Consider the following 19,794-nt stretch of genomic DNA (forward strand, 5'->3'; position numbering starts at 1 on the left):
ATCTTCTCATCCTTCGGTCGTCGTTAAGTTTGTTTTATCAATGGAGCTGACCTTGTAGTTCCAAAAGTTGCTCGATAAAATGAAAGAAAAAAAGGTAGGAGCGATACAATGGGTTCATATGTTATTCAACAACCGTCTACGGATATTCTTATGTTTCGAATTACAAGAGAATCAATTCGAAATGCGATCAACTATGAAGTAATGGAAGGTCTTGAGCACGTATTAAACGAAGTTGAAGAGAACAAGCGTATTAAAGCATTGGTTATTACAGGTGAAGGAGAACAGGCCTTTTGTTCGGGTGGTGATTTATCGGTCTTTCATGGTTTAAAAACAAAAGAGGAAGCATTGCCGATGCTTCAACGGATGGGGAATCTTTTATATCGTTTAGCCACCATTCCTAAGCCTACGGTTGCGCTTGTAAATGGTATTGCGGTCGGAGGGGGTTGTGAATTAGCAACGGCATGTGATTTTCGTCTTGCAAGAGAAGGAACGAAAATGGGATTTATTCAAGGTACATTGGCTATTACTACTGGATGGGGTGGGGCTTCCTTATTATATGAAAAAATGGATGTGTATCGTGCCATGAAAATACTAATGGAAGCTGATGTTTATCCTGTTGAAACATTGGCAGAGTGGGGATACATACATAAAATTATCGCAAAACCAGAATTTAAAGAAGTAGAATCCTTTTTAGAACGAATGGTGTTACGTGATGTCAATGTTATTCAATCATATAAAAAAGTGTTAGTCCAAAAATGGGTGCAAAATGGCTTAAAAGAACGAATGGACAACGAAATAAAAACGTGCAGCGAATTATGGGAGAAGGATGCCCACCATGAGGCAGTCCGTCAATTTTTAAATAAATAGCTATGTTATATTTCATTGTTGATTTTTGCAAGTTGTTCACACGGCGGCGACTCAAAGAGGGAACAAGAAGCCAGGCAAGACCCATACTTGAGCGTAGCGAGGGAAGCGGCTTGCGGCTTGCCCGCGGAAAGCGTCCGCCACAAGCGTAATGTATAAATTTCAACAGGATCGGTTAACAAAGCCAAAAAATTTGTCCTACTATTAAGTTAGTTCCTTAACTCTCCTCTATATCCTAAAAAATGACAGATAGTAATAGAATTTTCGTCTATCGTTTCTATGAAGTGCATACATATAGATAAAAAAGGAGGGGAGAAAGAATGACGGGAGCACGGCAAGATGCATGGACACAAGACGAAGATTTATTGTTAGCTGAAGTTGTGTTACGGCATATTCGTGAGGGTAGTACACAGTTAAAAGCCTTTGAGGAAGTAGGAAAAAAGTTATCGCGAACGCCTGCTGCGTGTGGATTTCGTTGGAACTCTTATGTAAGAAAACAATATCAATCAGGAATTGAATTAGCGAAAAAAAGACGAAAGGAACTTAAAAAAGAAACTTCTCAACGTAAAGAAGAAACGGCACTTGCAACATCCTCCTTGTCTATCTCGCAAATCATAACCTATTTAAAAGAAATAGAATCCGACATTTCTTCGGTCCAAAAAATACAAGAAGAAAAAAGTCAGCTACAGTATAAATATAACCAACTACAAGAAGAAAACAAAAAATTACATCAGGAAAATGAGCAACTAATTGAAAAACTAGAAACTTTATCAGAGGACTATCGAATCATGTTAAATTTAATGGAAAAAGCACGGAAATTAGCACTTAATGAAAACAGTGAGGAAAAGAAAAATGTGAAGTTTCAAATGGACAAAAACGGGAACTTACATCGTGTAGAAAAATAATAGGAAAAGGCTGTCTTACAAGGGATGAAAAATCCAGATAGACAGCCTTTAGTATTATTATTATGCATCAGAGGAAACTTTTTGTTCTTTTACACCATTGGGATACCAAACTAGCGGATTTTCCCCCAAGTCGCGATCCATATCATAGGTGACTGGTTCAAAGCCCATCTTCTCCCAAAACGGCTGGGATTTGACGCGGGCATTCGTTTTAATTGGAAGGCCAAAACTTTTGGCAAACTCCACTAGCTTTCGGCCAAAACCACGATTTTGATATCCTGGTAATACTTCTAATTTCCATAACTCTAAATACGTTTGTGGTGGATCAAAATAACGGTCGTATTTCGCATCCCGTTGATACAAACTCATTCGAGCAACGAGCTTGTCACCAAAGTAAATTCCGTAAAACGGTGAGTCACTGTCGTTTTCAATCATATTCGCTTGTAAATCTTCAAGCATCGATAATTCTTGTAACCCGTATTCTTTAAACTGTTTAAATTCTTCAAGCGTTTTATAATTTATTTTTAAACGTTCAACTTTTTCAGCCATCCGAATCCCCCTTTGTCCTTGCCATTATTGGTCAATAATGACCTAACTATCTTTTGTTTTTATTATATATCAAAAATAAAAAAAATTCTGCCATTAATTTAAGAAAACGTTTACAAAAAAAGAAGGAATTTTCCGATTTTTGTAGAATGCTATGGTTGGGAGTGCCATTGGATCTCAAGCGAAGAAAGGGGTACGAACGTGCGAAAAATATTAATTGCCAATCGGGGAGAAATTGCTTCACGGATTATTCGAACGTGTCAACAATTAGGGATTGAAACGGTCGCTGTTTATTCGGATGCCGATGCCCACATGCCGTTTGTAAAAGAAGCGGATATTGCTTATCGCATCGGTGAATCACCGGTGAACAAGTCGTATTTAAACATGGAAACAATAATTCAAATCGCAAAAGACGAAAAAGTAGATGGTATTCATCCCGGCTATGGGTTGCTTTCAGAAAACGCTCAATTTGCAAAAAAAGTAGAAGAAGCAGGCATATCCTTTATCGGGCCAAAAGCAGAGACCATTGAAAAAATGGGGGATAAAATTGCTGCGCGTAAAACGATGCAGCAAGCAGGAGTTCCAGTCGTTCCTGGAAGTGATGAAAGGTGTCAAACGATTGAAGAAGTGAAACAATTGGCCCAGCAAATTGGGTATCCCGTCATGTTAAAAGCGAGTGGTGGCGGGGGCGGAATTGGTATGATTCGATGCGATCATGAGCAAGCGCTCGTTCAAAACTTTGCTTCTACTAAAAATCGTGCGAAAGCCTACTTTGGTTCTGATGAAGTGTTTATTGAAAAATGTATAAACAACGGAAGACATATTGAAGTTCAAATTTTTGGAGATACTTTTGGTAATTATGTTCATCTTTTTGAGCGAAATTGCTCTGTCCAAAGAAGAAATCAAAAAGTCATTGAAGAAGCGTTATCACCAGCATTGTCAGAAGAAACAAGAGAGAAAATGTATACAGCTGCAATTCAAGCGGCGAAAGCGGTTAAATATGTGAATGCTGGAACCGTTGAGTTTATTGTTGATGAACATGAAAACTTTTATTTTTTGGAAATGAATACACGCTTACAAGTGGAACACCCAGTTACGGAAAAGGTTACTGGATTTGATTTAGTGAAATGGCAAATTCAAGTGGCTGCAGGTGAACCGTTACCTATTAAACAACAAGACATCGTTCCCCAAGGACATAGTATCGAATTCCGGGTGTATGCAGAGGATCCGGTCACGTTTTACCCTTCTCCTGGTAAGATTACGAAGTTATATTGGCCTGACGTTTCATCCGTACGTGTTGATAGTGGCTACGAGGAAGGAGGAACGGTCACTCCGTTTTATGATCCGATGATTGCAAAAGTGATTGTTTCTGGACGTGATCGTAACGATTGCCTTCTACGAGCGAAAGAATATATCGAATTAGTAGAAATTGAAGGAATCAAAACAAATATTCCTTTATTAAAAGAAATGTTGAACTATTCCGCATTTGTTCAAGGAACGTATACGACACAAGTAGTGCAACAATTGTATTCAACAAAGAAATGATGTGTAGGAGGATTAAAAGATGAAAGAAATTACATCAAGTATGGCAGGAACCGTGTTATCCGTAATCGTAAGTGAAGGCGATGAAGTATCAGCAGGTCAAACCGTTTTAATGTTGGAGTCTATGAAAATGGAAATTCCTGTCGAAGCTCAAGAGGAAGGAAAAGTAAAAAATGTGAATGTCGGTGTTGGCGACTTTGTGAACGAAGGGGATGTGTTGATTACTTTAGAATAGATACAAGCGAACAAAGGGGAGTGATTCGATTGGCAACAACAATCTCTTTAGAACAAAAGTTAAAGGAACAGAAAAAACAAATTGCTGCAGGGGGACACCCAAAATATCATGAGAAATTAAAAGAAAATAATAAGTTATTCGTTCGGGAACGCTTAAAGCTGTTGTTTGATAACGGCAAATATCAAGAGGATGGGATGTTCGCTAACTGTCAAGCAGGTGATTTACCTGCTGATGGAGTTGTTACGGCCATAGGAAAAATCCACGGTCAGACCGTCTGTGTCATGGCAAACGATTCAACAGTTAAAGCTGGATCGTGGGGGGCACGGACCGTCGAAAAAATTATTCGTATCCAAGAAACGGCGGAAAAATTAAAAGTTCCTCTACTTTATTTAGTCGACTCAGCTGGTGCTCGAATTACCGATCAATTAGAAATGTTTCCAAATCGTCGCGGAGCTGGACGAATTTTTTATAATCAAGTGAAATTATCTGGAGTGATCCCACAAGTATGTTTATTATTTGGTCCTTCCGCAGCAGGCGGTGCATATATTCCAGCCTTTTGTGATATTGTCATCATGGTGGATAAAAATGCTTCTATGTATTTAGGATCACCCCGTATGGCTGAAAAGGTTATTGGTGAGAAGGTGACGTTAGAAGAAATGGGTGGGGCGCGCATGCATTGTACGATAAGTGGCTGCGGTGATATGCTCGTTCAATCCGAACAAGAAGCGATTGAAGCGGCGCGGAGATATTTAACGTATTTTCCACCGAATTTTCAACACCGACCACAACTGGTGGACCCTGTTGCACCGAAAGAAGGGAGACCGCTAGAACAAATCATTCCGGTTCATCAAAATGCTCCATTTGATATGTATGAATGTATCGACGCCTTAGTTGATGAAGGAAGCTTTTTTGAAATTAAAAAATTATTTGCCCAAGAATTGATTACTGGTTTAGCCCGAATTGGGGGACGGGTTGTAGGCATTATCGCCAATCAACCGAAAGTAAAAGGCGGTGTTCTTTTCGTTGATTCTGCTGATAAAGGAGCAAAGTTTATCCAATTATGCGATGCCTTCCACATCCCGTTATTGTTCTTAGCGGATGTACCGGGATTTATGATTGGTACGAAAGTGGAACGTGCCGGCATTATTCGCCATGGGGCTAAGCTAATTGCGGCAATGAGTTCAGCGACCGTTCCAAAAATATCAGTTATTGTACGAAAAGCATACGGTGCTGGATTGTATGCAATGGCGGGGCCAGCATTTGAACCGGATTGTTGTATTGCGCTTCCTACCGCGCAAATTGCTGTTATGGGACCAGAAGCTGCGGTAAATGCCGTTTATTCAAACAAAATTCAAGCGATTGAAGATCCGAAAGAACGGATGGCGTTTATCCAAGAAAAACAAAAAGAGTATAAAGAACATATTGACATATATAAACTAGCATCCGAGCTCATTGTCGATGATATCGTCTCTCCTAATGAATTACGCGAGGTATTAATCGATCGATTCAATTTATATGAAACGAAGGAACTTCATTTTAGCACACGCAAACATCCGGTATATCCTGTTTAATAGATCTGGGAGCTTTCCCAGGTCTTTTTTCTTCCTTTGCTAACGATTAAAAGCGTTAACAATACGATGTATAGGACCATCGAAGGAATCCTGTCATTCATTCTTTAGAAAGAATTTGCTACAATGAAAAGAGATAATTGGGTAGAGAGGGAAAAATATGAAAATCGGAATTGTTGGGAGCGGGGCATTAGGTCTTCTATTTGCCACCTACTTAAGTGAGCTACATGAGGTTTTTCTTTTCACAAAACGAAAGGAACAGGCAGATATTATTAATGAAAAAGGGATTGAGCGGATTTTCCAAAATAAAAAGAAATATGTAGAAGTTTTGGCCTTTCCGATAAACAAAATGATTCGTCAAGGGCTAGACTTATTAATTGTTACCGTAAAACAATATCATCTAACAGAAATGATTGAATATTTTCAAACACATGCACATATTCCGACTTTGTTTGTTCAAAACGGGATGAAACATTTGGAACTACTTAAGCAACTTCCTCATCCACAGTTGTATATCGGTACCGTCGAGCACGGCGCATTACGGTTATCGGACAACGCTGTTCGACATACAGGTATCGGAAAATTGAACGTAGCGGTATTTCGGGGCGATCGAAATATTTTAGAGAAGTTATGCGAGCGGCCGATTCCTAATTTTCCGGTAATTATAGTAGAAAATGGAACAGAAATGTTATTAAAAAAACTAGCCGTTAACGCTCTCATAAACCCTTTGACAGCGGTGCTTCAAGTCAGAAACGGGCAGTTAATTAGCAACAAACATTACTTTCACTTAATGAACCAATTATTGAATGAATTTGTTGCCGTTTTTCCGAATTTTCATTTACTTACTTTATTAGAGCATATCGTTCATATTTGCCAAACGACTTCGGCGAATCGATCATCGATGTTACAAGACCTTGAAAGAGGAAGAAAAACCGAAATTGATGGTATTGTTGGATACATCCTCGATGAAGCGAAGAAAAAAGAAATTCAAGTTCCTTTGTTTGAAACGTTATATTGGATGATTAAAGGAAAGGAAGAGGAGAGTTAGCTGTGAGTACAATAGTTTCGAGTATTCTTGCTTTATTGATCACCATCCCTATCATTGGTTATTTACTTGTGTTCGTCATCGTTAAACAAGCGACCAAAAACCATCGAACAGCGGTTCGTTATGGGATTGATGTAACGACAATGATTTTGTTATTTGCGGTTCATTATATGCTTTTAGTTATTTTTAACCAATCGTTTTTTTGGATAATTTTAATAGCTTTATTAGTGATTGGGGTCATGTTTGTTCTTTTACATTGGCATGTAAAAAAAGAAATAATTATATCGAAAGTGCTCAAAGGATATTGGCGTCTCAACTTCCTCTTGTTAAGTATTGCGTATTTTGTTTTGTTAATGTATGGTTTAACGGTCCGGGTGATCGAAGCAGTAGCCCCCTACCTGTAAAAATTCAAGCAAGTTTTTTTTCATGAGGAAAAGAAAATGTTATACTCAATGAGAAAATTTAACCGGAGAAAGGAAGACAAGCATGGAATTGGAACAAATCGAAATTCCATCTAGTAATACATTCGCATCAAAGTATTTTCATCAAGACAAACATGTCATGTCGTTCTTTCATTACGATTGGACGAAGGAAGAAACCTATGTTGAGCGTCTAAACGATTTGAGGCAACGGTCCTTTTCTCGGGATATGCTTGTCCAATGTATACAGCGCTATATGCAAAAATTTCCTATGTCAGATCAAGTTCATGAATCACTTGAAAAATTAGCTCAACCCGATTCTGTCGTTGTTGTCGGAGGACAACAAGCAGGATTACTAACTGGACCGCTTTACACCATACATAAAATTTTTTCGATTCTTCATTTGGCTAAGCAAAAAGAAGAGCAATTGGGGGTGCCGGTCGTCCCACTTTTTTGGATCGCTGGGGAAGACCACGATTTTTTAGAAGTGAACCATATTTTTGTCGAAAATGGAATGAAGCTAGAGAAAATAAATTTTACGGTTCAACCACTTCCAAAACAAATGATTTCCCATCTTTCATTGAATAAAGAAGAATTGAAAGATTGGGTTGAAGACGTGTTCCGGTTACTCGGTGAAACATCTTATACTACGGAATTAATGAACCTAGTTTTTGAAGCCATTGAATCAACCGAGACAATGACCGAATTTTTTTCCTATATTATCATGAAGTTGTTTAGGGCATACGGCTTGCTAATCATTGATTCAGCATATGAGCCGTTGCGTGAAATGGAACGTGCCTTTTTTAAAGCGTTAATCCAAAATGAGCGGCAAATTACGAAACATGTTTTAGCCCGACAGCAACAGATGAAGGCGAATGGATGGTCCCCTCTAATTGAGATCAATGATACTTCTACAAATTTATTTTATTATAATGGCCAAGAGCGACTCTTACTAGAATTTGACCCACAAACGGAGAGGTATCACAGCAAACATCATGAGGTGTCCTTTACGCTTGATCAACTGTTGCAGCAAGTGGAGATAACTCCACAGCAATTTAGTAACAATGTAGTCTCCCGCCCGTTGATGCAAGAATGGTTATTTCCGACCCTTGCTTTTATTGCGGGTCCAGGTGAAATCACTTATTGGGGAGAATTAGGTCAAGCATTTGAACATTTAGGATTTAAAATGCCACCCATTGTTCCGCGTCTTCATATCACTTATGTCGAACGTTCGATTGAGCGAGATGTGAAGGAGCTTGGGTTAACACTTTCTTCTGTGATTCAACACGGTGTCGGAAAAGAAAAAGAATGTTATCTTGCTTCTATTCAAGATGAGGAAGTGAATCAATTAATTCGAGAAACTAGTCGTTGGTTAGAGCAACAGTATGAAAAAATTATGGAAAAAGGGCATTCAATTGAAAAAGGATTAACGCCAATCATTGACAAGAATCTGCGCTTCCACCAAAACCAACTCTATTATTTACAACAGAAAATGCAAGAACGACAACAATTAAAGCATCAACATCAAATTAATCAATATAACCGAGTTCAACAACATATAAAACCGTTTGACAGCTATCAAGAACGCAGCTGGAACATATTTTATTACTTAAATAAATATGGTGTTGATTTTATTGACCACTCATTGAATCTCCCATATTCGTTCCAATGTCCACATCATCTCATTCGAATATAAAATCGGGGCTAAGGCAGCCTCGATTTTTTTTATGACAAAAAAGTGGTGGATTTTCTTATATACAACAAATTCAGAAGGAGACACTCAGAAATTAAAAATGAAAAAGAAACTATTTTTGGTGAATTAGTCGAGAAATCCTTTTTCCAATGAATTTAACAAAGCAGGAGTTTACGTTCAAAAAGAGAATGTTTAAATAACTGTGGTACAAAGTGGGGGAATGTGGTACATTGGAGTTAGAAAGTGGGGTAGACGGGTATGTTCATGGGGGAATATCAACACAATATTGATAGCAAAGGTCGCCTAATCATTCCTGCTAAGTTTCGTGAACATTTAGGTAACGCATTTGTGTTGACTCGAGGGCTTGACCAATGTTTATTCGGATACCCCATGAACGAATGGAAGCTATTAGAAAACAAATTGAAGACGTTACCTTTGACGAAAAAAGATGCTCGTGCGTTTACCCGGTTTTTTTTCTCTGGTGCTACCGAATGTGAACTAGACAAACAAGGTAGAATCAACATACCATCTTCCCTTATCCAGTACGCTCAGCTGGAAAAAGAATGTGTAATTTTAGGTGTTTCCAATCGAATCGAAATTTGGAGCAAAGCTTTATGGGAAGATTTCTTTGAACAATCGGAGCATTCTTTTGCTGAGATCGCAGAAAATATGATTGGATTTGATATATAATTTGTTCCATTGGAAAGGTGAAAAACATGTTTAAACATACAACAGTCTTACTGAAAGAAACGGTAGATGGATTACAGGTAAAACCTGACGGAATTTACGTGGATTGTACGCTAGGTGGAGCAGGACATAGCGAATACTTATTATCACAACTTTCGGAAAAAGGTCGCTTAATTGCTTTTGACCAGGATGAAATGGCTCTAACCCATGCCAAGGAAAAATTGTCCAACTATGAAGATCGGGTGACATTCGTTAAGAGCAATTTTCGATACATAAAAGAAGAACTGAATCGTTTAGGAATAAACCAAGTGGACGGAGTAATCTACGACTTAGGAGTTTCTTCTCCCCAATTAGATCTTCCTGAACGTGGTTTCAGTTATCAGCATGATGTACCTTTAGATATGCGGATGGACTTAGATAAAGAGTTAACAGCCTACGACATCGTCAATCATTGGCCGTTTGAAGAGCTCGTCCGTATTTTTTCAAAATATGGCGAAGAACGCTTCTCAAAACAAATTGCCCGAAAAATTGAACAGTCGCGCGAACGGAAGCCAATTGAGACAACAGGCGAATTAGTAGAACTCATCAAAGAAGGGATTCCAGCTCCTGCTAGGAGGAAAGGGGGGCACCCAGCCAAACGAGTATTCCAAGCCATTCGGATTGCTGTAAACGATGAATTAGGGGCGTTTGAGGAATCATTAAAAAAAGCGATTGAATTATTAAAACCGGGTGGTCGAATTAGCGTCATTACCTTTCACTCATTAGAGGATCGTATTTGTAAAACGATTTTCAAAGAATATAGCCAAGCACCAGATTTACCACCAGGTTTACCAATCATTCCTCAAGAATTTAAGCCAGTTTTAAAACTAGTTACGAGGAAACCAATTTTACCTAGTGATGAAGAATTAGAGCAAAACAATCGGGCACGTTCAGCAAAATTGCGTATAGCAGAAAAACGATAAAAAGGAGGAACAAATGTGGGGAACGTAGCTAGAAAATATCAAACACAAGAATCTGTAAACCACCAGCCAAAACAAACGGTTCAAACAAAGGTAAGGCAAAAGGTAGGAATTACAAAAGGGGAAAAGTTGTTAGGGGCGCTGTTCATTACCTTTATTTGTGTGATGGCGGTTCAACTGATTCAAGCGCAAGCGGATATTTATGCAGTGAATAAAGAAATTCAAGATGTTCAAAAAGCCATCCAAGAGCAAGAAAAACAAAATGAACAGCTTCAGCTCCAAGTGAACGAGCTTAGTACGTACGAACGCATTTGGCAAAAAGCAAAAGAATTAGGCTTAGATTTAAACGAGAATAACGTCAAGGTTGTGCAGAAAAAATGAACCAAGTAAAAGGCAATATGAAACGAGGAGCAGTAATATTGTTTTTAATATTCAGCCTCCTCTTTTTTATATTAATTTTCCGCTTTATGGTGATTCAAATTACCGGTGAAGTGGATGGAAAAGTGTTAGCAGCAAAAGCGGCTCAACAACATTTACGGAGTGCCGTTTTAGAAGCTACCAGAGGAAACATCTATGACCAACATGGAGAAGTGATTGCCGAAGATACGGTTTCCTATTCCCTTATCGCCATTTTGGATCCTAAAGTGACAACCGATATGGAGCATCCACGTCATGTTGTTGATCCAGAAATGACAGCTGAAAAGCTTGCAACCGTGCTTTCCATGAGCAAAGAAGAAATTTATCAAATTTTAACAAAGAAAGGACGATTCCAAGTAGAGTTTGGAAGTGCCGGGAGAAATTTAACAGTTCATGAAAAAGAACAAATAGAATCGTTGAACCTTCCAGGCATTACATTTATTGAAGATCGTAAACGGTCCTATCCGAATGGTGTGTTTGCGTCTCATTTAATCGGCTTTGCAGAAAAAGAAGTCGTTAATGGGAAAGAAGAATTGGTTGGAGTACTTGGGATTGAAAAAAGCTTCAATGATTTGTTAAAAGGAAAAGACGGATATATTCAGTACGAAAGCGATATATGGGAATATATATTGCCGAATAGCACAAAAATGGTAAAAAAACCACAAAACGGAAAAGATATTTATTTAACGATTGATAAGAAAATCCAAACCTTTTTAGAAGATGCACTAACGGAAGTAGAAAAAGAGTATTCTCCGAAAAAAATGATCGCCATCGTCGCAGACCCAAAAACGGGTCGAATTTTAGCGATGGGTCAGCGCCCATCCTTCCACTTAGAAACAAGAGAAGGCATTAATCAATCTTGGCATAATGAAGTGGTGGAGTGGGCGTATGAACCAGGTTCGACCATGAAAATTTTTTCATTGGCAGCGGCTGTTGAAGAAGGAGTATTTCATCCAGAGGATACGTATGTATCTGGTTCTTACCGTTTGGAAAGTGGAGGATCAATTAGAGACCATAACGGAAAAGGTTGGGGGAAAATTACGTTTTTAGAAGGTGTTCAACGTTCCTCAAACGTAGCTTTTGCCTACTTATTGGAGAAAATGGGAACCGATGTGTTTCGTGAGTATTTAGATGCATTTAAGTTCGGTGTTCCTACAGGCATTGGTTTGCCGAATGAACCAAGCGGGCACATTTTATATAATTGGCCAATCGAAAAAGTAACAACGGCTTTTGGACAAGGAACTACAGTGACTCCGTTACAATTAATTCAAGCGATGACGGCAATTGCTAATGACGGAAAGATGATGAAACCGTACGTGATTGAAAAAATTGTCGATCCAGACACGAATAAAGTGATTAAGCAATCCGAACCAGCAGTGGTTGGTACTCCAATTAGTAAACAAACAGCCAAAGAGGTGCGGGATATATTAGAAACCGTTGTCTCCGCGCCTGAAGGAACAGGGCACGCCTATCAATTGGAAGGCTATGATGTTGCCGGAAAAACAGGGACAGCACAAATTCCAAATCCAGACGGTCGTGGATATTTAACTGGTTGGGACAATTATCTTTTCTCGTTTTTAGGTATTGCGCCAAAAGACGACCCACAATTAATTATGTATGTGGCTATCCAACAACCAGACTTAGACGATGAAAAATATGAATCAGGTTCAGCCCCTGTATCCAAAATCTTTAACCCGGTTATGAAAAATAGTTTACAATATTTAAATATCCAACCGAAAGAAATGAAAGAAGCAAAGATTGTAGAAGTTCCTAACGTGATTGGAATGTCTGTAGAAAAAGCGAAAAAAACGTTAGAAAAAGAAGGCGTTCAAGTGATTGTGCTTGGGAAAGGCTCTAAAGTTGAACGACAGCTTCCAGAAGAACATATTTCGATATTAGAACACGAAAAAGTGATCATTCAAACCGATGGTAAGCTCACCATTCCAGATATGACTGGTTGGTCGAAACGGGATGTCATGAAAGTAGCAGAAATTGCGGAATTAGAATTGAATATGGTCGGTAAAGGTTTTGTCATTAATCAAAATTTAAAACCGAATTCACCGGTTAAAAAAGGAGATCAACTCGTCGTTACTTTCCAAACGCCAGAAGAAAAGATGAATTCGGAAATGGAAGAAACGGGAGAAGAAGAAGAGCTTCCATTAAATTAATGAGAGCTAGTGAATGAATCGCTAGCTCTTTATTTATCTACTTTTTGGTTGGATAAAACATGTTAGTAAAATATCTGCTTGGCAAGCTGTGAATGGCGTTGGCGAGTATTTATCCGCTAGTGGCAAGTAAAACTTCGGATTTGGCAAGTAATTTTTCAAGATTGGCAAGTAAACTTCCAAAACCAGCAAGTAAATACTGAATTTAGCAAGTAAACTGGTAAGTTGGTAAAAATATTAAAATTAATTATTTTATTGGATTAGTAACCTTAACTATTCCTACTGGACAAAATGAAAAAGAAACCTAGAGTTTTCCTGTTCACTGATAACCGGATCCGGCAACCGGGTATGGATTCATTGAAGGTCTAATCCAAAAGGTACAAGCATATATTGGAACGAGCCTGATAAAGAGGAGGTTCGTCCGTTGAAGCGTGTGTCCAATGTCACTGTAAGGCGTCGGCTAGTATTAACGCTTATTTTTGGATTATTGATTTTTTTAATTATCGACTTACGACTAGGCTATGTGCAATTTGTATTAGGCGATTGGTTAACGGGAAAAGCACAAGATTTATGGAGTCGAAATATTCCGTTTGAACCAGAGAGAGGAAAAATATTAGATCGTAACGGTGTCGAGCTAGCAACTAATCAAAGTGCACCAACTGTTTACGTTGTACCTAGACAAGTAGAAGATCCTGTAGAAACGGCGGAAAAACTTGCGGCAGTATTGAACATGTCGAAAGAAAAAGCGTATCAACATGTAACGAAGAAAACGAACATTGAACGAATCCATCCGGAAGGTAGAAAAATCTCCATTGAAAAAGCGAACGAAATCATGGATTTAAATTTAAAAGGGGTGTATATCGGTGAAGATTCGAAACGATATTACCCATTTGGAGATTATTTGTCACACGTTTTGGGGTTTGCTGGGGTGGATAACCAAGGATTAATGGGATTGGAATTGTATTACGATAAAGAGCTGAGTGGTGAAAAAGGCTCAGTTCAATTTTACTCCACTGCGAAAGGACAACGAATGCCGGAAATGCCAGACGATTATCAACCACCAGTGGATGGGTTAGACTTAAAGCTAACCATTGATACGAAAGTGCAAACGATTGTTGAGCGGGAACTCGATAATGCAGAAGCGACATATCAGCCGGATGGAATTATAGCGGTAGCAATGAATCCAAACAATGGGGAAATATTAGCGATGGCGAGTCGACCGAACTTTGATCCAGGTGATTTTCAAAGCGTTCCCCCAGAGATTTATAACCGTAATTTACCAATTTGGAGTACGTATGAACCAGGATCGACGTTTAAAATTATCACTTTAGCCGCTGCGTTAGAGGAAGGAAAAGTCGATTTAGAAAATGGAAGATTTTATGATCCAGGTCACATTGAAGTAGCTGGGGCAAAGTTACGTTGTTGGAAAAGAGGTGGACACGGTTCACAAACGTTTCTTGAAGTGGTTCAAAATTCTTGTAACCCAGGGTTTGTTGAATTAGGTCAACGGCTTGGGAAAGAAACGTTATTTCAATATATTAAAGACTTCGGGTTCGGGCAAAAAACGGGCATCGATTTACATGGAGAGGGAACCGGTATTTTATTTAATCTAGAAAAGGTCGGTCCAGTGGAACTCGCTACAACTGCATTTGGTCAAGGGGTGGCCGTCACACCGATTCAGCAAGTAGCTGCAGTGGCGGCAGCGGTGAATGGAGGAATTTTGTATCAACCGTATGTGGCGAAAGAACTGATTGACCCAAATACCGGTGAAGTTGTGATGCGAAACACCCCTGTGGCGAAGCGTCGGGTGATTTCTGAAGAGACGTCAGAACAAATTCGCTATGCCCTAGAAAGCGTTGTCGCTCAAGGAACAGGGAAAAATGCTTTTGTAGAGTCGTATCGTGTCGGTGGAAAGACAGGGACGGCCCAAAAAGCCCAAAATGGGAAATATTTAGAAAATAATCATATCGTCTCGTTTATCGGATTTGCTCCAGCCGATGATCCGCAAATTGTCGTTTACGTAGCAGTAGATAATCCAAAGGGAACCGTTCAATTCGGGGGCGTTGTCGCTGCTCCCATTGTAGGAAACATCATCCGAGATACGTTGCCGGTGTTAGGGGTAGAACCACGAAAAGACCAAATTGAAAAAGAAAGAACCTACTTGGACACGCCGATGGTGGAAGTACCAGATTTGGTTGGCTTAACACGAAAAGAAATTGTTCAAAAATTTTTCAACTTGAAATTAGACGTTACTGGAACTGGAACAACGGTTGTAAAACAAGCACCAGAACCTGGTGTAAAGGTCAAAGAAGGGTCGACCATTCGCATCTATTTAGGTGAAGAGTAGGCTGTCATAAATGACGGCCTGTCTCTTCTTCATTACACTTTCTTTACTTTTACAAAATTAGCATAGACAACGGTTTTTCGGTAAAATATAATGTGATTGTTTCCATACATATGAGAGGGATGAAACCAATGGATTTACAAACATTACTTTCATACTTACCAATTAAAAAAGTGCTTCATCATGGAAACCCTATGATTACTTCTATTGAAAATAATCATCAACATGTGAAAAATGGAAGTTTATTTGTTTGCATCACAGGGGCTCGATTTGATGGGCATAACTTTGCCGAAGAAGCTGTAAAGAAAGGTGCAGTCGCTCTTTTAGCAGAAAAAGACGTAAAGGTAACTGTACCAACCATAATTGTCAAAGATACAAAAAAAGCCCTTGCACTTTTAGCGGATATTTTTTATGGACAACCTACCCACAAATTCCGATTAATTGGAGTAACGGGGACGAATGGAAAAACAACGACGACACAAATAATTGACCATTTGTTTCAACAAGCAGGTGAAAAAACCGGCTTAATTGGCACCATGTACATGAAAATTGGTGACCGAAAAATAGAAACGAAAAATACGACACCGGATAGCTTAACGTTACAAAAAACGTTTAAAGCAATGGTAGATGATAAAGTAACTACTGCGGTGATGGAAGTTTCCTCTCATGCGCTCGTTCAAGGTCGTGTGCATGGATGTGATTACGATATCGCTATTTTCACGAACTTAACACAGGATCATCTCGATTATCACGGAACGATGGACGAATACCGTCGGGCCAAAGGTCTTCTATTTGCCCAATTAGGAAACACGTTCCATCACAATCGTCCGAAATATGCTATTATGAATAGCGATGATCCAGCTACAACTGAATTTATGATAGAAACCGCTGGAGCACACGTAGTTACTTACGGTATTGAAAAAGAAGCAGATTTTCGTGCAACGGATATTCAATTACACCCAACCGGAACGAGATTCCTTTTGCACTATCCTGAAGGAACAGCAACCGTCAACATGAAGTTAGTTGGAAAATTTAACGTTTATAATGTATTAGCGGCGGTTGCAGCAGCATATGTTTCCGGAATGGAAATACATACGATTTTACAAGGTATACAATCGTTAACGGGTGTTGCTGGACGGTTTGAAGTAGTGGATGGCGGTCAAAACTTCTCCGTCATCGTCGACTATGCGCATACGCCAGATAGTCTGGAAAATGTGTTAAAAACAGTCAAGCAATTAACAGACAAGCGTATATTTGTGGTCGTTGGTTGTGGAGGCGATCGAGATAAAACGAAACGGCCGATAATGGCTCGGATTGCGTGTCAATATGCAGACATCCCGGTCTTTACATCAGACAATCCTCGTTCAGAAGATCCGATGCAAATTTTACGGGATATGGAACAAGGAGCCGAAGGACAGGCGTATCAATTGATACCTGACCGTAAACAAGCGATTTTTTGGGCAATTGAAGAAGCAAATCAAGGCGATGTCGTCCTTATTGCCGGTAAAGGGCATGAGACGTATCAAATTATTGGCGACCAAGTCCTTGATTTTGATGATCGTCAAGTAGCATTAGAAGCGATTAAGGGGCGTCTATAATGCTCACATTTCAAGATGTATCATCGGTTTGTCCCAATTTTCGGGGGGCAAAAGACGAACAAATTCGTTTTCATTCGTTGTTGCTTGACCTATCCCTAAATGGGGAGAAAGGATTATATATCGCGTTAACATCCTTTGACATACTAAAGGCGATTGAACAAGGGGCCATCGCGGCCATGTGGCCTTCCAATCAACCTTTACCAGCAGCAGTACCAACACTTTTTCCTGTGTTTTTTGTCGAAAGGGTGGACGAAGCACTTCTCACCCTTTTAAAAACATACTTACAGAAATTAAATAAAGAAGAGTGGGAGCAGATGACAAACATCGTTTTTACAAAAGATAAACTTCTGAATGATTGGATTAAAACATATGATAGGGCAATAAAGAAGGAAATTTTTCGATACATTACCAAATTGCAGCAACACATCAATAGGAAGAAAGGTGGGGATAAAAGATGTTAGAGCAAGTACTTTTATTTACGTTGCTAATGGCCTTTTTAATTGCCGTTCTTTTATCTCCAATATTTATCCCTTTTTTACGAAGATTAAAATTTGGCCAAAGCATTCGGGAAGAGGGACCAAAATCTCATCAGATAAAGTCAGGTACCCCAACCATGGGCGGAATTGTCATTTTAATATCTATTATCATTTCAACTCTTTTAATGACAATGAAGTATTCCAAGCCGAGTGTAGAGATATACTTATTGTTACTCGTTACAATTGGTTTTGGTTTATTAGGATTTCTTGATGATTTTATCAAGGTCGTAATGAAACGAAATTTAGGCTTAACCTCTAAGCAAAAATTATTCGGGCAAATTGTCAATTCAGTGATCTTTTATATCGTATTTCAACAACACGACTTTTCAACGGTGATTACGGTACCTTTGATTGATTGGTCGATTGATTTAGGACATTTTTATGTATTATTCATTATTTTTTGGTTAGTAGGTTTTTCCAATGCAGTGAATTTAACAGATGGTTTAGATGGTTTAGTATCCGGCACATCGGCCATTGCTTTCGGAACGTTGGCCATCTTAGCATGGAATCAATCTCAATATGATGTAGCGATTTTTTCTGTTGCTGTTGTAGGTGCGGTTCTCGGGTTTCTCGTCTTTAATGCCCACCCGGCAAAAGTGTTTATGGGAGATACCGGTTCCCTTGCCCTCGGAGGAGCTATTGCAACGGTTGCGATTTTAACGAAATTGGAATTTTTGCTAGTTTTAATTGGTGGTGTATTTGTCATCGAGACTTTATCTGTCATTATTCAAGTCATTTCTTTTAAAACGACAGGTAAGCGAGTATTTCGGATGAGCCCGTTGCATCACCATTATGAACTCAAGGGTTGGTCCGAATGGCGAGTGGTCGTTACGTTCTGGACTGTCGGATTATTATTTTCCATTTTAGCAACATATATCGAGGTGTGGATGTAGTTGAAAACGATCAAAAAATATGAAAATAAAAAAGTCCTTGTATTAGGATTAGCGAAAAGCGGGGTAAGTGCTGCCTCGCTTTTACATAAGTTAGGTGCTTTTGTTACCGTCAATGATTACAAACCGTTGTCGGAAAACCCAGAAGCTCAAAACTTATTAGATGAAGGAATTAAGGTCATTTGCGGAGGTCATCCGCTTGAGCTCATCGATGAAGGATTTGAACTCATTGTGAAAAACCCCGGAATTCCTTATGACAACCCGTTAGTAGAACGGGCTCTTAAAAAAGGGATTCCAATTATTACAGAAGTCGAGCTTGCATACGAAATTTGTGAAGCAGAGTTTATTGGTATCACGGGGACGAATGGGAAAACAACAACGACGACGCTCATTTTTGAAATGTTAAAAGAAGGTGGGAAAGCTCCGTTAATTGCTGGGAATATCGGAAAAGTAGCTTCTGAAGTCGTTCAACAGGCGACGAAAGCGAATGATATTGTCATTGAACTTTCATCGTTTCAATTAATGGGCATTGACAAATTTTGTCCGAAAATTGCGGTACTAACAAATATTTACGACGCCCATTTAGATTATCACGGTACAAAACAAGAGTATGTCAATGCAAAAGCTCAACTCATTAAAAATCAAACTAAAACCGACTATTTTGTTTACAACGCTGATCAAGACGAAGTTGTCGCTATTGCAAATAGTGGAAAAGGGATGCACGTTCCGTTTTCAACTACTCGTAAAGTTTCTATTGGGGCGTACATCGAAAACGGTTGGCTTATGTTTCAAACAGAGCGAATTATGCCTGTCAAAGAAATTCGCCTTCCAGGTCAACATAATTTAGAAAACATTTTAGCCGCGGTTGCGGTTGTAAAGTTAAAAGGGGTTTCCAATGACGCCATATACCGGGTGTTAACAACGTTTAGCGGTGTCAAACACCGGACTCAATTTGTAAAAGAGCTTAATGGAAGAGCGTTCTATAATGATTCAAAGGCAACGAATATTTTAGCAACACAAAGTGCATTGAAGGCGTTCGATCAGCCGGTCATTTTACTCGCAGGCGGACTTGACCGTGGCAATAATTTTGATGAACTTGTTCCAGCGATGAAAAACGTAAAAGCACTTATTACGTTTGGGCAGACGGCACAAAAGATTGCCGATGCTGGGAACAAAGCTGGAATAGAAACGATTCGGCGTGTCGATAATGTAGAAGAAGCTGTTCCGGTTGCATACGAATTATCTTCTCCAGGAGATGTCATCTTGCTATCACCAGCTTGTGCAAGCTGGGATCAATATAAAACTTTTGAAGTCCGTGGTGATATTTTTATTGAAGCTGTGCATAAGTTAAAATGAGAGCTTGACTCAATAGAAACATACACCT

19 protein-coding genes are annotated in these 19,794 nt (G+C 39.1%); 18 read left to right on the top strand and 1 reads right to left on the bottom strand.

Annotated elements, in window-relative coordinates:
* Positions 1–108: 108 nt before the first annotated feature.
* The 3 genes from H0Z31_03055 (at position 109) to H0Z31_03065 (ending at position 1,769) form a co-directional block, all read left to right on the top strand.
* Positions 109–867 carry an enoyl-CoA hydratase/isomerase family protein gene (locus H0Z31_03055; GenBank protein ID MBO8176415.1) on the top strand — a complete coding sequence of 253 codons (759 nt, stop codon included), beginning with the start codon at positions 109–111 and terminating at the stop codon, positions 865–867.
* A 2-nt stretch (positions 868–869) separates the two neighbouring features.
* Entirely contained in the window at positions 870–1,016 is a 147-nt protein-coding gene (locus tag H0Z31_03060; GenBank protein ID MBO8176416.1) for a hypothetical protein, read from the top strand.
* 168 nt (positions 1,017–1,184) lie between these two features.
* Positions 1,185–1,769 carry an RsfA family transcriptional regulator gene (locus H0Z31_03065; GenBank protein ID MBO8176417.1) on the top strand — a complete coding sequence of 195 codons (585 nt, stop codon included), beginning with the start codon at positions 1,185–1,187 and terminating at the stop codon, positions 1,767–1,769.
* Between the two features lie 60 nt (positions 1,770–1,829).
* Here the strand turns inward: H0Z31_03065 and H0Z31_03070 are convergent, their stop codons facing one another.
* Entirely contained in the window at positions 1,830–2,315 is a 486-nt protein-coding gene (locus H0Z31_03070) for an N-acetyltransferase (GenBank protein ID MBO8176418.1), read from the bottom strand.
* A 198-nt stretch (positions 2,316–2,513) separates the two neighbouring features.
* Between H0Z31_03070 and H0Z31_03075 the strand changes: the two genes are divergently transcribed.
* The 15 genes from H0Z31_03075 (at position 2,514) to H0Z31_03145 (ending at position 19,766) form a co-directional block, all read left to right on the top strand.
* The gene (locus tag H0Z31_03075; GenBank protein ID MBO8176419.1) at positions 2,514–3,857 is read left to right on the top strand and encodes an acetyl-CoA carboxylase biotin carboxylase subunit; all 1,344 of its coding nucleotides are present in this window, start codon (positions 2,514–2,516) and stop codon (positions 3,855–3,857) included.
* A 19-nt stretch (positions 3,858–3,876) separates the two neighbouring features.
* Positions 3,877–4,089 (top strand): biotin/lipoyl-binding carrier protein, encoded by a 213-nt coding sequence (locus tag H0Z31_03080; GenBank protein ID MBO8176420.1) that lies wholly within the window; start codon positions 3,877–3,879, stop codon positions 4,087–4,089.
* A gap of 29 nt (positions 4,090–4,118) precedes the next feature.
* Positions 4,119–5,660, top strand: coding sequence for an acyl-CoA carboxylase subunit beta (locus tag H0Z31_03085; GenBank protein ID MBO8176421.1), 1,542 nt, complete (start codon positions 4,119–4,121; stop codon positions 5,658–5,660).
* A 157-nt stretch (positions 5,661–5,817) separates the two neighbouring features.
* A complete protein-coding gene (locus H0Z31_03090; GenBank protein ID MBO8176422.1) occupies positions 5,818–6,705 on the top strand; it encodes a 2-dehydropantoate 2-reductase in 888 nt (295 codons plus the stop codon).
* 2 nt (positions 6,706–6,707) lie between these two features.
* Positions 6,708–7,106, top strand: coding sequence for a DUF3397 domain-containing protein (locus H0Z31_03095; protein MBO8176423.1), 399 nt, complete (start codon positions 6,708–6,710; stop codon positions 7,104–7,106).
* Between the two features lie 82 nt (positions 7,107–7,188).
* The gene (gene bshC / locus H0Z31_03100) at positions 7,189–8,817 is read left to right on the top strand and encodes a bacillithiol biosynthesis cysteine-adding enzyme BshC (GenBank protein MBO8176424.1); all 1,629 of its coding nucleotides are present in this window, start codon (positions 7,189–7,191) and stop codon (positions 8,815–8,817) included.
* A 255-nt stretch (positions 8,818–9,072) separates the two neighbouring features.
* A complete protein-coding gene (gene mraZ, locus H0Z31_03105) occupies positions 9,073–9,504 on the top strand; it encodes a division/cell wall cluster transcriptional repressor MraZ (GenBank protein ID MBO8176425.1) in 432 nt (143 codons plus the stop codon).
* A 26-nt stretch (positions 9,505–9,530) separates the two neighbouring features.
* Complete coding sequence (gene rsmH, locus H0Z31_03110) at positions 9,531–10,463, top strand: 16S rRNA (cytosine(1402)-N(4))-methyltransferase RsmH (protein MBO8176426.1); 933 nt, start codon at positions 9,531–9,533, stop codon at positions 10,461–10,463.
* 15 nt (positions 10,464–10,478) lie between these two features.
* Positions 10,479–10,841 carry a cell division protein FtsL gene (gene ftsL, locus H0Z31_03115; GenBank protein MBO8176427.1) on the top strand — a complete coding sequence of 121 codons (363 nt, stop codon included), beginning with the start codon at positions 10,479–10,481 and terminating at the stop codon, positions 10,839–10,841.
* Entirely contained in the window at positions 10,838–13,045 is a 2,208-nt protein-coding gene (locus H0Z31_03120; protein ID MBO8176428.1) for a penicillin-binding protein, read from the top strand. The genes ftsL and H0Z31_03120 overlap by 4 nt, the downstream gene beginning before the upstream one ends.
* A 430-nt stretch (positions 13,046–13,475) precedes the next feature.
* The gene (locus tag H0Z31_03125) at positions 13,476–15,389 is read left to right on the top strand and encodes a stage V sporulation protein D (protein ID MBO8176429.1); all 1,914 of its coding nucleotides are present in this window, start codon (positions 13,476–13,478) and stop codon (positions 15,387–15,389) included.
* 128 nt (positions 15,390–15,517) lie between these two features.
* Positions 15,518–16,984: a UDP-N-acetylmuramoyl-L-alanyl-D-glutamate--2,6-diaminopimelate ligase gene (locus H0Z31_03130; protein MBO8176430.1), complete on the top strand. Its 1,467-nt coding sequence runs from the start codon at positions 15,518–15,520 to the stop codon at positions 16,982–16,984.
* Positions 16,984–17,445: a hypothetical protein gene (locus H0Z31_03135; protein MBO8176431.1), complete on the top strand. Its 462-nt coding sequence runs from the start codon at positions 16,984–16,986 to the stop codon at positions 17,443–17,445. The genes H0Z31_03130 and H0Z31_03135 overlap by 1 nt, the downstream gene beginning before the upstream one ends.
* The gene (locus H0Z31_03140) at positions 17,439–18,413 is read left to right on the top strand and encodes a phospho-N-acetylmuramoyl-pentapeptide-transferase (protein MBO8176432.1); all 975 of its coding nucleotides are present in this window, start codon (positions 17,439–17,441) and stop codon (positions 18,411–18,413) included. The genes H0Z31_03135 and H0Z31_03140 overlap by 7 nt, the downstream gene beginning before the upstream one ends.
* On the top strand, positions 18,414–19,766 hold the full coding sequence (locus H0Z31_03145) for a UDP-N-acetylmuramoyl-L-alanine--D-glutamate ligase (protein MBO8176433.1): 1,353 nt from the start codon (positions 18,414–18,416) through the stop codon (positions 19,764–19,766). It begins immediately after the preceding gene.
* The last annotated feature ends 28 nt before the right edge of the window (positions 19,767–19,794 follow it).

The organism is Bacillus sp. (in: firmicutes), from assembly GCA_017656295.1.
Taxonomy (GTDB): domain Bacteria; phylum Bacillota; class Bacilli; order Bacillales; family JACDOC01; genus JACDOC01.